General features: G+C 37.6%; 8 protein-coding genes and 1 pseudogene. 2 read left to right on the forward strand and 7 right to left on the reverse strand.

Features of this window, described 5'->3' with window-relative positions; genetic code table 11:
• Positions 1-2: 2 nt before the first annotated feature.
• From metG to PXG98_RS04820, 3 genes are all read right to left on the reverse strand, one after another.
• Positions 3-2,102 carry a methionine--tRNA ligase gene (metG, locus tag PXG98_RS04810; RefSeq protein ID WP_276389288.1) on the reverse strand — a complete coding sequence of 700 codons (2,100 nt, stop codon included), beginning with the start codon at positions 2,100-2,102 and terminating at the stop codon, positions 3-5.
• A gap of 138 nt (positions 2,103-2,240) precedes the next feature.
• A complete protein-coding gene (locus PXG98_RS04815; RefSeq protein ID WP_276389289.1) occupies positions 2,241-3,941 on the reverse strand; it encodes a DUF1501 domain-containing protein in 1,701 nt (566 codons plus the stop codon).
• An 11-nt stretch (positions 3,942-3,952) separates the two neighbouring features.
• Positions 3,953-5,461 carry a DUF1800 domain-containing protein gene (locus tag PXG98_RS04820; RefSeq protein WP_276389290.1) on the reverse strand — a complete coding sequence of 503 codons (1,509 nt, stop codon included), beginning with the start codon at positions 5,459-5,461 and terminating at the stop codon, positions 3,953-3,955.
• Between the two features lie 189 nt (positions 5,462-5,650).
• Here PXG98_RS04820 and PXG98_RS04825 point away from each other — a divergent pair, with 189 nt between their 5' ends.
• Positions 5,651-6,010, forward strand: coding sequence for a YraN family protein (locus PXG98_RS04825; RefSeq protein ID WP_276389291.1), 360 nt, complete (start codon positions 5,651-5,653; stop codon positions 6,008-6,010).
• A gap of 57 nt (positions 6,011-6,067) precedes the next feature.
• Positions 6,068-6,727, forward strand: coding sequence for an aspartate kinase (locus tag PXG98_RS04830; RefSeq protein ID WP_276389293.1), 660 nt, complete (start codon positions 6,068-6,070; stop codon positions 6,725-6,727).
• A gap of 39 nt (positions 6,728-6,766) precedes the next feature.
• On the opposite strand, the gene PXG98_RS04835 is transcribed toward PXG98_RS04830, so the two are convergent.
• From PXG98_RS04835 to PXG98_RS04850, 4 genes and pseudogenes are all read right to left on the reverse strand, one after another.
• On the reverse strand, positions 6,767-8,221 hold the full coding sequence (locus tag PXG98_RS04835) for a Gfo/Idh/MocA family protein (protein WP_276389294.1): 1,455 nt from the start codon (positions 8,219-8,221) through the stop codon (positions 6,767-6,769).
• An 82-nt stretch (positions 8,222-8,303) separates the two neighbouring features.
• On the reverse strand, positions 8,304-11,681 hold the full coding sequence (gene mfd / locus PXG98_RS04840) for a transcription-repair coupling factor (RefSeq protein WP_276389295.1): 3,378 nt from the start codon (positions 11,679-11,681) through the stop codon (positions 8,304-8,306).
• A 55-nt stretch (positions 11,682-11,736) separates the two neighbouring features.
• Positions 11,737-12,369, reverse strand: a complete 633-nt coding sequence (gene pdeM / locus PXG98_RS04845) for a ligase-associated DNA damage response endonuclease PdeM (RefSeq protein ID WP_276389296.1) — start codon at positions 12,367-12,369, stop codon at positions 11,737-11,739.
• A gap of 58 nt (positions 12,370-12,427) precedes the next feature.
• Positions 12,428-14,891 (reverse strand): annotated as a pseudogene (locus PXG98_RS04850) (ligase-associated DNA damage response DEXH box helicase).
• Positions 14,892-14,932 lie beyond the last annotated feature (41 nt).

Genomic DNA, 14,932 nt, shown 5'->3' on the forward strand with positions numbered 1-14,932 from the left:
TATTAATTAATAGTTTCACCATTTTCAACTCCTTCAGTCTCCGGATTTATAAAAACCAGATTGCCATCAGTGTTTTCAGTCATTAGGATCATCCCTTCGCTTTCCACACCTCTCAATTTTCTGGGCGCCAGATTTACTAAAACAGTAACCTTTTTTCCCAGTAGATCCTTTGCTTCAAAGCTTTCCGCAATACCGGATACAATGGTTCGTATATCAATTCCAGTATCAACTTTAAGAACCATTAATTTTTTGGTTTTTGGCATTTTTTCAGCTTCTAGGATAGTTCCTACTCGCATATCTATCTGCGTAAAGTCTTCGAATTGTATAGTTTCTTTTTGGGGCATAATTTCCTTGGTATTTATTTCATTAGCTTTTTTGGTCGCTTCGAGTTTTGCAATTTGTTTATCTATTTCAGAATCCTCTATTTTTCTAAAAAGCAATTCTCCTTTTCCTATGCTATAGGACGGTTTAAGAAGTAATTCTCCTTGTTCAATAGATTGCCAATTTGAACTTATTTTAGGAGAATCGGGTAGGGAGGTATTTTCTCCAAGATCCAATATCTGCTTTAGTTTAGCGGAGCTAAAAGGGAGTAAAGGTTCCGATAAAACAGCCAAAGCAGAAGCCAGTTGTAAGGCAACAAACATTATAGTTTGTACACGTTCTTTATCTACTTTTATTTTCTTCCATGGTTCTTCTTCTGCGAGATATTTATTGCCTAGTCTGGCTAAATTCATCAGTTCCTGACTGGCTTCTCTAAAGCGATAGCGCTCCAAGGAGTTTTCCAGTATTTTAGGAAATGTTCGAAGGCTTTCCAAAACCTCTAAGTCTTCACTTGTAAAATTCCCGGGACTAGGGACCTTGCCATCAAAATATTTGTTAGTAAGAACTACTACTCTGTTTATGAAGTTACCAAAAATCGCTACTAATTCGTTATTGTTTCTTGCCTGAAAGTCTTTCCAGGTAAAATCATTATCTTTTGTTTCGGGAGCATTTGCCGTTAAGGTATACCTCAATACATCCTGCATATTTGGGAAGTCTACTAGGTATTCATGCAGCCAAACAGCCCAATTTTTAGAAGTAGAAAGCTTGTGTCCCTCTAAGTTTAAAAATTCGTTTGCCGGGACATTTTCGGGTAGAATAAAGTCTTTATGGGCTTTGAGCATACTCGGAAAAACAATACAGTGAAAAACAATGTTGTCCTTACCAATGAAATGTACAAGTTTGGTGTCTTTGTTTTTCCAATATACCTCCCAATCATTTCCAGTTCTTTTGGCCCATTCTTTTGAAGAAGATATATAGCCAATTGGTGCATCAAACCAAACGTATAGAACTTTTCCTTCCCCTCCCTTAACGGGAACTGGGATACCCCAGTCTAAATCTCTGGTAACCGCTCTAGGTTTTAGACCAGTATCTATCCATGACTTGCATTGCCCATAAACATTAGGTTTCCAATCTTCCTTATGTTCCTTAAGGATCCAATCTTCTAAGAAATTTTCGTATCTGTCTAAAGGTAAAAACCAGTGTTTTGTTTCCTTTAGTATAGGAACGGCTCCACTAATTGCAGATTTAGGATTAATAAGATCTGTGGCATTTAAAGAAGACCCACAATTTTCGCATTGATCTCCATAGGCTTCTTCGTTTCCACAATTAGGACAGGTGCCAATTACAAACCTATCCGCTAAAAACTGTTTTGCTTCACTATCAAATAATTGGGCTGTGGTTTCCTCAAGAAAATCTCCTTGCTCGTATAGCTTTATAAAGAAGTCGGAGGCCGTTTCATGGTGTATAGGGGCGGAGGTTCTCGAATAATTATCAAAACTCACACCGAAATTCTCGAAAGACTCTTTTATAATGGCATGATATTTATCTATAATTTCTTTTGGGCTGACACCTTCTTTTTTTGCCTTCATCGGAATGGCAACGCCGTGCTCATCGCTACCGCAAACAAAAAGCACTTTATTTCCGGTAAGCCTTAAATATCTGGTGTAGATGTCTGCTGGGATGTAGACCCCTGCAAGATGCCCAATATGTATTGGACCATTTGTATAAGGCAGGGCCGCAGTAATAGTATATCGAGCTGGCTTGGTTTGTGTCTTGGGCATTAGATTCGATTAAGACACAAAAATAACTATTATTTAATGTAAAGTACGTACCAGCTATGAAAAAGAAAACCTCCAACATTGTGCTTAAATTGGGGCACACAATTATTAGGAGGCGTCTTATGCAAAGTAGGGGTTTGTTTATGTAACCAATATGGATTTAGACATTTTTTTATCTGAAACCAGGATTCGGTATATATACTTTCCTGTAGATAAATGATTGGGCATTCTTTCTCTGATATTGATTTCAGCAGAACCTTCGCCCATTATTTCGTTATAGACAGTACCAACATTTTGTCCAAGTATATTGTATAGTTGGATATCTACATGAGCCGTAAAGGGCATTTCAAGATAGATATGAGGGGTACTTCCAGTAGGATAAAATGGTCTGTGAACTATGGCATCTAGAAGTTCCTGTGTTGGATCTTCAGCAACGAGATCATCATCTGGCATAGTCGGCAATGTAGGGGGTTCATCACTGTAGGCAACATCGGGAAATTCAACCCCACTACAATTAAATCCTAAATTAATGGGAGTGTAGGGGTGTCCCAGTAGGTGTTGCTCCACTAAAGGAATTGGTACACAGAGCCATTCGGCCAGTACTGTGGCGTAAAGGTCTCTAAAATCCGTGGTATATTCCAAATTTCCTCGTCCATTTGGATTTTCCAATGATGGATGTTCACCTACAAAAGCACTTCCTTCTAATCCGGAACCAAAGAAAAGAGTGGGAGCAGCTTTACCATGATCCGTTCCGTTAGACCCATTTTCAAATATTCGTCTCCCGAATTCAGAAAATGTCATACTCAACACTTTATCATCCTGTTGTGTAAAAGCTACGTCTTCATAAAAATTATTGATAGCGATAGAAAGATTAGACATTAACCTTTCGTGCGCCAAAGGCTGATTACCATGTGTGTCAAAACCACCCATAGAGATCATATATACTTTGGTTCCCAAATTACCTTTAATAAGCCGGGCAAGAAGTGCCAGCTGTCTGGCGAAACCGTTGTCTTGATATTCTACTTGATTCTGCCCTCGTTCATAGGCTTCATGAATTAAACCAGAATACTCATATGTAGTATTCGCAACTCCTCTTAAAAACTTCAATTGATCTCCATACATACAGTCATTAAAAAGACTGTCGTCTAGACTGTATTGTACTCCAGATTCCGCAATTTCTTCCAATTGGTTGATATTCGAAGTTACAAAGGCGTAATTTGTTTCTTCTCCTTGAAAAACTAAACTTCCAAAGTTTCCAATTTGAATAGCCGCCGGAGCTGCTGGAGGGTTCACTAAATAATCAGGATAAATATTCTCGAAATGGCGACCCATCCATCCCGTATTCAGGCCATCAAAACCAGTTGTAGTCAGATCTGTATTCGCATAGATGTCTGATCCGGTAAAGTGCGACAGACTTTGATTCTCGTAACCAACACCATGTACAGCCTTAAATTGACCATTTCCCCACATAGATTCTAAGGAATTCATATAGGTAGGTATTCCAAACTCATCGGTGAGTTTTAAAATTTTACTCTCCGGAATATAAATATTTGGTCTGGCATTGGCGTAGGTATCGTATTGTTCTATAGGGATAACGGTGCTAAGTCCGTCATTCCCACCAGAAAGGCGAATCAAAATAAGAATACCATCTGTTGGAGCATTAGCAATCGCCGCGGTCAAAGGGGATGGGGCCGATGCACTTAGCATATTACTGCCAAGCATCATGGAACCTGACCCGGCGATGCCTAAAGCTTGTAGAAAGGATCTTCGACTCCAGTATTTGTGTTCCTGGTCGTGCCCTTCATTTTTATTTATATTTAATGGGATATGATTATTGCACATAGTAGTAGGATTTATTTAAGTTGAAACTCTGGTTGTCTAGAAAGATGCATAAGAAGAAGGAAGACTTGTGATGGTACTTCGGGACTTACCGAGAGCATCCAAAGACCAAGGCCTCCAGCGACATAGTCGGCACCGTAATAATTTTCCGGCACATCTTCAATCTTAAAAACAGACATTGCATTTTCAAAGTCTTGAGGGGTAAGTAGTCCTTTGGGGGTAATCTTATCCACAATTGCGCTTACAACGGTTTCCGGATTACTGGTATTACTGTCTGCCGCACCAACGGCGTCCATGGCCAGGGTTCTGAATTGTTGTGGATTATTTTGATAAAACATCTCAAAAAACACTTCGGAAGAAAGCCATCTACCAATCATAAAATTGGTGTTTATCCATTGTCGGTCTCTTTGCCATCCGGCAACATCAAAGGGATCAAATAATTCCTGACCCAGTAGTCTGCTTGTATCTACTACATTAAGTAAGGTTCCATTATCATAGGCAAAACCAGTTTCGTTTAGTAAATTAAGGTAAATATCAAAGGGGCTTTTTATAATTACGCCAATAGCTTCATCATCGAAAAAGTGTTGGCTAGAAAACAATTGTTCTAGTACAGGGGCTATTTCAAAATTACTGCCTATAAAGGTATTAGCCATACCAGTAATTATGGTTTCTGCATTACCAGCGTCGTCTTTAGAATCTGGATGAACAAAAAACTCATAAAGTTTTCTGCAAATAAAGGTTGCTATTTGGGTAGGCCTCTCTTGGAAAAGAATGTCAATTACATCATTATATCCCCAGTTTCCTGTTTGCCCTAAAATTGTTTTTGGACCAGCATCGAATCGTTCAGGATTAAAGGTTACCGCCTCACAACCAATTTCACCTCTTTCAACATATCCTGTTAAGGCTTTTGCTGTTTCAATAATGTCTTCTTCGGTATAACCATTGCCCTCCCCTAAAGTAAATAGTTCGTATAACTCTCTGGCATAGTTTTCGTTTGGATTATTACCATTGTTATAAACCCCGTCAAGATAGTAAAGCATGGCACTAGTTAGACCTATCTCACTGACAAAAGTTTTAAAATTACCAATGGCATTTCTCTGTAAACAGTTAGTGTAATAGTAGAGAAATGAATTACAATCATAAACGTCTAATTCGGTAACAAAATGGTTACTCCAGAAGAAACTAAGGCGCTCCCTAAGATTATTGTTTAGAAGATCATCCGTATAGCTTATTCGCCACTCTTCACTTTGTGTCCTTCGGACCTGTCTGGCCAAGTCATCATCTGCAGGATAATTACTATTATTCCAATCGGCCCAAGCCGGCGCAGGAGTAGGAGGCATGTTAATAGCTTCATTTATTAAGCTGGAAATCAGTGTGGGAGCGTTCTGCCCTACAGCCTGATCAATAGTTTGTACTGAGGCACTGAAGCCCAGTCTTCTGTACAAGTGCGCCGCCCTTTGTTTATCTAAGGGTGTTGTATATGGCGCTAATGTAGAGGTATTACAATTAACGAAGTATTCCATAGTTTTTTAGGCTTTAAGAACGTTCATGTGTTTAGGGGCAAATTCTTAACGCTTAAACTCAGTCTATATTATTGCATTTAAGGTATTTTCGATATTCTGCACGAAAAGTACAATCTAAAGTTTTATTTATCGGTTGAAACACCCATATTTTCGACCAAATGCTACTTTTTTTAAGAAACCTGTTAAATTATGGCACGTCATAATCATTTTGGCAGCCTAGGCGAGGATTTGGCCGTAGATTTCCTTCAATCGCTCGACTATGAGATTCTGGAGAGAAATTATAGGTATTTAAAGGCAGAAATTGATATCCTTGCTAGGAAGGACGATTTACTTGTAGTAGTAGAGGTTAAGGCTAGGAGCTCTGGACATTTAAAGCCAATTGCAGAAACAGTTTCTAAAAAGAAAATCGCACTACTTGTTATGGCTACAGATAATTATATAGTATTAAAACACTTAGAAGTAGAAGTACGCTTTGATATCATCACTATAGAAAAGACCCAAACGACGTATAAAATGGAACATATTAAAGACGCATTCTATTATTTCTAAATATTTGTGTTATTTGTAACAATATGTTATATTTGATGAATATTTAAAATTAAAAGGATGAAGACAATTTCTTCTGTGGTTGAGGATTATATTAAAAAGAAACCCTTTTTGCAAAGTGCTTTGGCACAAGGAATTATTAATCTCACCTCACTTTCTAGAATTATTAAGCCAGAAATTGAAGGAGAATTGGGAAAGGATATTCGCAATGGAGCTATAGTAATGGCATTAAAGCGATTATCTGACGATTTAGAGTTTAGAGCAACCCACCGTATAGTAAAAGTTCTCAAAAATATTGGGGAAATAACGGTACGGTCTTCATTAACGGATTTTACCTTCTTAGTTTCGGATAGTATTTTAGAAAATCAAACCGAACTCCTAAACGAGGTAAATAAAAATAAGGATGTTTTTTATACCTCCTCCAGAGGAGTTAACGAATTGAATATTGTAGTGAGCAACAGCTTGGATCTAACCATCGAGAAGCTTTTTAAAGGGGAAAGGTGCACGCAAAAAGCCGAAAACCTTTCCTCCATAACAGTAAAACTGCCTGCCGAAAATGTTTCCGTTCCTGGCATTTATTATTTTATATTCCAAAGGTTGGCTTGGGAGGGAATTGTCTTATACGAAGTAATATCCACCACCAATGAGTTTACAATTTTGGTCAATGAAGATCAGGTTGATATTGCCTTTAAAACAATTAAAGACTTAAAGTCTTTGTAAGAGAATCTTAATGACTGTTCAAAGGTTTGGGTGTAATACTTACATTTCCCAACCCTTTCTATAGGTTCTTGTTACAAATTGGTTAGCCTCTTCTAAATTGGTTATTTTCATGTTTTCTCCATCCCATAAGAGTTTCTTTCGGGCGAAAAATTCCATCTTTTCTTCTTCATTCTCTCTTCTTAACATATAACTCCTAATAGCAAGATTTCCCATTAAAACGGTTTCGGTCATTGGGCCTGCATAATCAAAGGAAGAGGTGAGCGCTTGATGTTCCGGACTATTAAATCCGGCCTTACAAGCATCGACCCATTTTCTTTGATGACCGTATTCTGGTTCTTCGTTTTCTTCTATTTCCGGACCAAACTCCGTACTACCATCATTAAGATAGAGTTTAGGAGTTAATGGAGAACTATCATTAATATTGGTAGATATTATCCCGTTTTCCCCTATAATTAGTACTCCATTATTACTTCCAGGCCCGCCAATATCACTGTCTGCAGGAATAATTTTGGGATGTGAGGGTCTAATCCCCCCATCACTCCAAGTCATTTGAATCGGAGACTTGCTTTTATCTGTTTGATTAAAGTTAAGGGTTATAAAAGAGGAAGCAGGACAGCCCTCCGGATGATAATCCGCAGTCCACATTTGACTAAAAATAGTACCTACACTGCATTCTGCGTCCGTAGGGTATTTTAGCCCAAGGGTTCGAAAGGGAATATCTATTAGATGACAACCGACGTCTCCAAGAGCTCCTGTACCATAATCCCACCAGCCTCGCCAATTAAACGGATGTAAATTTGGTGTAAAGGGTTTAAATTCTGCCGGACCTAACCAGAGGTCCCAATTAAAGTCTTTGGGTTTTAAACTGGCATCAGGCTGTGGCATGGCATATCCCTGAGGCCAAACGGGTCTATTGGTCCAAACCTCTACCTTCGAAATTGCTCCTAAAACTTCAGAATCTACCCACTTCTGCACCATATCTAAAAGAGGATTTGAGCCTCCCTGATTCCCCATCTGACTTACTATTTTCTTCTCTCTGGCCAGTTCAGTGAGCATACGAGCTTCCTTTATATTATGCGTAAGTGGCTTTTGTACATAGACATGTATTCCTTTATTCATAGCATAGGCAGCAGCTGGTCCATGAACATGATCTGGGGTAGAAATTGTTACAGCATCTATGTCCTTTTCCTTGTCGAGCATTTTTCTGTAATCCTCATACAATTTTGCTTTAGGGAAGTTTTCTATAGAGGCTTTGGCCGTTCCAGAAAAATCAACATCACATAAGGCAACTACTCTTTCTCTACCCCCCACTGAAGCATTGAGAATATCACTTTTCCCTTTACCCCCAGCTCCAATAGCGGCTAAATTTAGTCGATCACTGGGAGCAGTGTAACCAATGCCACCAAGGACATGTCTTGGGACTATAAATATGGAAGAGGCCATGGCCCCTTTTTTAAGAAAAGATCTACGGGAAGAATTGTTATTTTTTTTCATTATACCAATGTTGTTCTAGTTAAAGATAATGAATATTTGCCTTTAAATTTTATGCAGTTCAAGAAAGGGAGGTAAGTATTGACTAGTTAGTAGAAGCACCAATAGAACTAGAATTTTCCATTAAATCGGAGAAAGGGCTAAATTTTTCTAAGGCATTTTGAATACTTGAACTATTCTCCATAACTAAAAGAAGTCTTAAACCATTTCGGGTCTGTTTCTCTTTAAGTCTGCTATTAGACGGATTTTCTTGTACATGTCTCAGTACCGCATTGAATGTCTTACTCTGGTAAAATGGTGAATCCTGATCAGCAATAAAATAGCCAATTATTTTACCTTTTTTAAGAACCACTTTTTCCAATCCTAGGCTTTTGGCCAACCATTTAATTCGTATCGAATCTAGTAGGTCCGTAGCTTCAATAGGAAGAGGACCAAATCTGTCAACAAGTTGTTTTTCAAATTCTATAAGGTCTTGTTCCTTTTTTAACGAATTTAAGTGTGTGTATAGAAGCAAACGTTCCGAGATGCTATTAATATAGTCATCTGGAAAGAGTAATGCAAAATCAGTATCAATTTGTACATCTTTTACAAATTCTTTTGCTTTATCCTTAGACTCTTCATACAGTTCTTTAAACTCGTTTTCTTTTAACTCATCAATGGCTTCGGAGAGTATTTTTTGGTAGGTTTCAAAACCAATTTCATTGATAAAACCACTTTGCTCTCCTCCTAAAAGATCTCCGGCACCTCTAATTTCTAAATCTTTCATAGCGATGTTAAAACCGCTGCCTAAAGCCGTAAATTGCTCCAGGGCCTGAATTCTTTTTCTAGCATCAGGAGTCATAGCCTCATATGGAGGAGTAACGAAATAGCAAAAGGCTTTTTTATTGCTTCGACCAACTCTACCTCGCATTTGATGAAGATCGCTTAGCCCAAAGTTGTTGGCGTTATTTATAAAAATGGTATTGGCATTTGGCACATCTAAACCGCTTTCCACAATGGTTGTAGAGACCAGTACATCGAACTCACCATTCATAAAAGACAACATTAAAGCCTCTAGTTTCTTCCCTTCCATTTGCCCATGTCCTATGCCTACCTTAGCATCGGGATTAAGTCGTTGAATCATCCCGGCAACCTCTTTTATATTTTCAATTCGATTATGAATAAAAAAGACCTGCCCACCTCTTTGAATTTCATAGGAAACTGCGTCCCTAATTATTTCCTCACTAAATCGAATAACCTGACTTTCTATGGGATATCTGTTGGGTGGGGCAGTGTTAATTACAGATAAGTCCCGAGCGGCCATTAGACTAAATTGCAACGTTCTGGGAATAGGAGTTGCTGTAAGGGTTAATACATCTACATTTTCTTGTATTGACTTAAGTTTATCTTTTACAGAAACACCAAATTTCTGTTCTTCATCTACTATCAAAAGTCCTAAATCTTTAAACTTTATGTGTTTATTAGCCAATTGATGTGTGCCTATTATAATATCTATTTTACCTTTTTCCAGGTCTTCTGCAATAAGCTTTTTGTCTTTGGCAGTTCTAAACCTATTAATATAGTCTACTCGAACGGGCATTTCTTCTAAACGCTTGGAAAAGGTTCTGAAATGCTGAAAAGCTAAGATGGTAGTGGGCACTAATACTGCCACCTGTTTGCCATTATCAACGGCTTTAAAAGCTGCTCTGATAGCGATCTCAGTTTTTCCAAAGCCAACATCCCCACATATGAGTCTGTCCATAGGTCTTTCGCTTTCCATATCTTTTTTAACGTCCAAAGTGGCCGTGCTTTGGTCGGGAGTGTCTTCATAAATAAAAGAGGCTTCTAATTCTAATTGTAAATAGCTATCCTTTTCATATTGAAACCCTTTTTCCAGTCTTCTTTTTGCGTATAGCTTTATTAAATCGAAAGCTATCTTTTTAACTTTCGACTTTGTCTTTTGTTTTAGTTTTTTCCACGCAGCAGATCCCAGTTTATATATTTTTGGTGCTACGCCATCTTTACCATTGTACTTAGAGATTTTATGAAGCGAATGTATACTCACATATAATATGTCGCGTTCCCCATAAACTAGTTTTATGGCTTCTTGTTTTTTTCCCTCCACTTCTATTTTCTGAAGGCCGCCAAATTTCCCTATACCATGATCAATATGAGTAACATAGTCTCCTATTTCTAGTTTAGTTAAATCTTTTAGGGTAATGGCTTGTTTTTTATTGTAGCCCGTTTTTAGGTGGAACTTGTGGTAACGTTCAAAAATTTGATGATCTGTATAGCAGACAATCTTTAGGTCCTGATCAATAAAACCTTGATGTAATGGAAGCACTTCGGTTTTGTAGTGAACCGCTTGCTCAACTTCCAAGAAAATATCATGAAACCGTTTAGCCTGTTCTTTAGTGGCGCAAAAAATTATATTGTCATATCCTTTTTGATGATTTTTCTCAAGATCGGTTATGAGTAGGTCGAACTTTTTGTTGAAAGAAGGCTGTGGAATGGTAAAGAATTCTACTAAGGGAGTACTTTCTTTAGGCAGTGTATTAATATAAATACGTTTGTGATTTTGTAATTCTAGAAGCAGTTCTTTCGAGGATATAAATAGTTCTTCAGGAGAAGCTACTTTAATTTCTGATTGTAGGTCTACAAAAGCTTCCTTAGCCTTTTCAAATAAATTGTCTATCCGCTTTAGTAAAAACTCTTCATTTTTAATAAAAACAGTTGATTTGGTTGAAATGTAGTTTAAGAAATTTTCTCTGCTTGAAAGGCTATATTTAAGTTCTACATTAGGGATGAGTGTGATTTGCGTAGTGGTTTTAATAGATAATTGCGTTTCTACATCAAAGGTCCGAATGCTGTCTACTTCATCTCCAAAGAATTCAATTCTATACGGCTCGTCATGTGAAAATGAAAACACATCCAAAATACCTCCGCGTACTGAAAACTCACCTGGTTCCGTAACAAAATCTACCCTTTTAAAACGGTATTCAAAAAGCACCTCATTTAAGAAGTCTAATGAAAGGGTTTCCCCTTTTTTTATTTTTAGGGTGTTCTTAGTGAGTTCTTTGCGTGTTACTACTTTTTCAAATAGGGCATCGGGATAGGTAACTATAATCGCTGGTTTTTTTCGGGAATTAATCCGATTAAGTACTTCGGCCCGTAATAGAACGTTGGCATTATCTGTTTCTTCGATTTGATAAGGCCTCCTATAACTTCCGGGATAGAAAAGCGTATTATCCGTGCCAAGAATTTGTTCCAGGTCATTGAGAATGTATGCGGCCTCCTCTTTGTCGTTTAGGACTAATACGAATGGACAATCTACTTTAGTAAATGTTGAGGCCACTACATAAGAAAGTGAAGAACCTACGAGTCCCTTCAGGGAGAGAGATTCTTCATTTTGGAGAATAAAATCTCTCAGTTTCCCAATTTTAGGAGACTGAACAAATTTTTGAAGTAAAATGGATTTAGTCAATCCGAAAACTTTTGTGCAAATATAATTCCGGTCAGGAGCCAGTCCAAAGAATGTTCTATATTTTTATTACCATTTCATCTGCAATGGCATAAAGATCTACTTTGGAGGTTTTTTTTAAAACATGGGAACCTGTAAATTCTCCAAAAGCAGGCAGTATCATTTGGTTTTTTTTCTTAAAAAAGCAGGGCAGCTTAAGGCTTTGCTTTCCCTTTCCTTTAAGTCTTATAGCAGGATGTATATGCCCGGCAAAATTAAAGTAGTTATCCTCTTCCTGAGGATAATGAGTGAATAGAAATTTATCAAAAATTAGTTTATCAAAAATTTGAACCCCTATTTTTTGGTATTTATCTCTTGAAATAATATCGTGATTTCCCATGACCAAAACAAAACTTGTTCCCGATTCATTTACGAAGCCTTCAAACAAGGCCCATTCCAGATTTAAGGAACTATGAAAAAGGTCTCCTAAAAAAATCACTTGCTTTGGTTTGAAATAATCAAGCGTATCTCGTAGGAGCTTAAAATTTTTATAGATAACCTTGCGAGGTATGGCCATTCCAAACTTTCGGAAATGACTTACTTTTCCTAAATGTATATCGCTAATCAATAATTTCGATTCCTTTTCCCAGAATACGGCCCCAGTTGGATGCAGAATAAAACTATCGTTTTCAATAATCAAGTTGTGGATCATGATCGTAAATATAGTTAATGACATAGAAGACGTTGTTCTTCTTGGCTATGTCCCAGGATTATTTTTTCATCAAAGTAATCATCTTTTTTATTCTGTCCTTTAATTTTTCACTTGAAAGTTTTTCCCTAAGACGATCGGTAATTAAGGGGAAAGAAAAAGGAGTAGGGGTAAGGCATTTTTTCCAGATTACTTTTTGGGAGGCTATTCTTTCAAGGGCAATTCTGAGTCGACCTTCTTCTAATTGATGTTCGAAGGTTTCCCTAAATGCCTGTAGGTAGAGTAAGTTGTCGGACTCATAATCCCGAAATACATTAAACAGTAATTGAGAACTACTTTGTAAGTGTTTAATCTTTATTCCTTTATCAGGATAGCCTGTAAAAACTAAACCACTTATAACCGCAATATCACGAAATTTACGTCTTGCCATCTCGGTAGAATTGAGACTGCTGTTGAGGTCATCAAACAAATATTCTGTAGAAAAGAGATTATTGTCTAGGACTTCGTCTATATTAATTTCCTTGTCGGACAGTAATTCAAACCCGTAATCATTAAATGCCAAAGAAAAAGTAATTGGTATTAACAGACTTATTCTGTAACCCAATAGACTTCCCATGGCCTCATGAACAAATCGACCTTCGAAAGGATAAAAAACATGGTGAAAACCATCTGAAGTTTCAAAAGTTTCGATTAAAAATTCATCAGGTTTAGGAACAATGCTTTCCTTAGATTGCCTTAAAAAAATAGGTTCTAAAGCCTTTATTTCACGAGATTGATTTGCCTCACTCTCTGAGGCAGAATACAATTCATCTCTTAAGAGTTCTGACATTTGAGCAGAAAAGCTAAGTCTTCCGCCCATCCAACTAGGAACTTTTGAGGTACGTTTTGAAGAGTTTCGTACATGTGCCTGCATTTCCTTAACTCTTATAAACTCTAAATTTCTTCCTGCGAATGTAAAAACATCACCTGGTTTTAGTTTAGAAATAAAATACTCTTCAATACTTCCAATGTATCCGCCTTTTTGATATCGTACGATAATATTCGCATCGCCAACTATAGTGCCAATTTGAAACCTGTGTCTCATGGCAATACCCCTATTAAAAATTTGATATTTGCCATTTGCATCCACTTCAACTTTCTTGTACTCATCATAAGCTTGAAGGCTTTGACTTCCCATTACGATAAAATTTAAAATCCATTGCCAGTGTTCCTGGGGCATGGCTTGATAACAAAAAGTGTGTCTAATTTCAGAAAATATTTGTTCCGGTATAAAACCATCAGAAATCGCCAGACTTATGAGGTATTGAATTAAAACATCGTAGCTGTTTAAATAGGGGACACGGTCCTCAACTGCCTTAGTTTTAGCCGCATTTTTCAAAGCGGAAGCTTCAACAAGTTCAATGGCATGTGTAGGAAGGAAATAAATAACACTTTCTTTCCCTGGCTGATGCCCACTTCTTCCGGCTCTTTGTAAAAACCTGGCTACTCCCTTAGGACCACCTATTTGGATAACAGTTTCTACCGGAGCAAAATCTACCCCTAAATCTAGGCTTGATGTACAGACCACAGCCTTAAGGCTCTCATTTCTTATTGCTTCTTCTACCCATTGCCTTGTTTCCTTATTAATACTCCCATGATGCATAGCAATTTCTCCGGCATATTCTGGATGTTTTTCTAGTATTTTTTGGAACCAAATTTCACATTGACTTCTAGTATTTGTAAAGAGAAGTGTAGTTTTGCTATTGTTAATAATGGGTACTATTTCTTCTAGAAGTTGAAGTCCCAAATGACCTCGCCAGGGGAAGGTGTCCATCTTTTCAGGGAGAATACTTTTAACCGTAATTTTTTTTTTTAAGATTTGCTTTTATCAAAATGGAATTATGATAGGCCTCAGTCTGTGGGCCCAGTAAAACTTCTCTTGCTTGTTCAAGATTTCCGATGGTTGCAGAAATACCCCATATTTTCAATTTTGATGAAATACTCTTTAGCCTGGAGAGGGCAAGTTCTGTTTGCACTCCCCTTTTTGTGCCCAATAGTTCGTGCCATTCATCAACTACAATGGCATTACAGTTTTTAAAAATGCTCTGATAATTTTTAGTGGCGAGGAGCAAGTGCATGCTTTCGGGGGTGGTAATAAGAAGATTGGGCATATGTTTTTTTTGCTGCGCCCTTTCTTTAGAGGAAGTGTCTCCCGTACGAATACCAATTGTCAGCGATAGATTCAAGTCCTGGACAATCCTTTCTGCGGATTGTTTTATTTCTTTGGATAAAGCTCTGAGAGGTGTAATCCAAATTGCCTTAAGCCCCTTGTTGTTTTTTGAAGTGATCTTTTGTTTTTCCTTGAGGATTTCAAGCACTATTGGAAACCACAAGGCATAGGTTTTTCCACTGCCTGTTGGTGCATTTAGCAGGCCGTTTTTATTCTCTAGATAAGCTAGCCAAGTTTTTCTCTGAAAACTGTGGGGTTTCCAATCCTGCGTTTTAAACCAGTCTTCGGCTATTTCTAGCAATTCTCGCTGCAACATTCGCTTTTTTTTAGATGTGCGATTAATTTCTTCTTCTGAGA

Source organism: Eudoraea chungangensis, assembly GCF_029360665.1.
Classification (GTDB): Bacteria; Bacteroidota; Bacteroidia; order Flavobacteriales; family Flavobacteriaceae; genus Eudoraea; species Eudoraea chungangensis.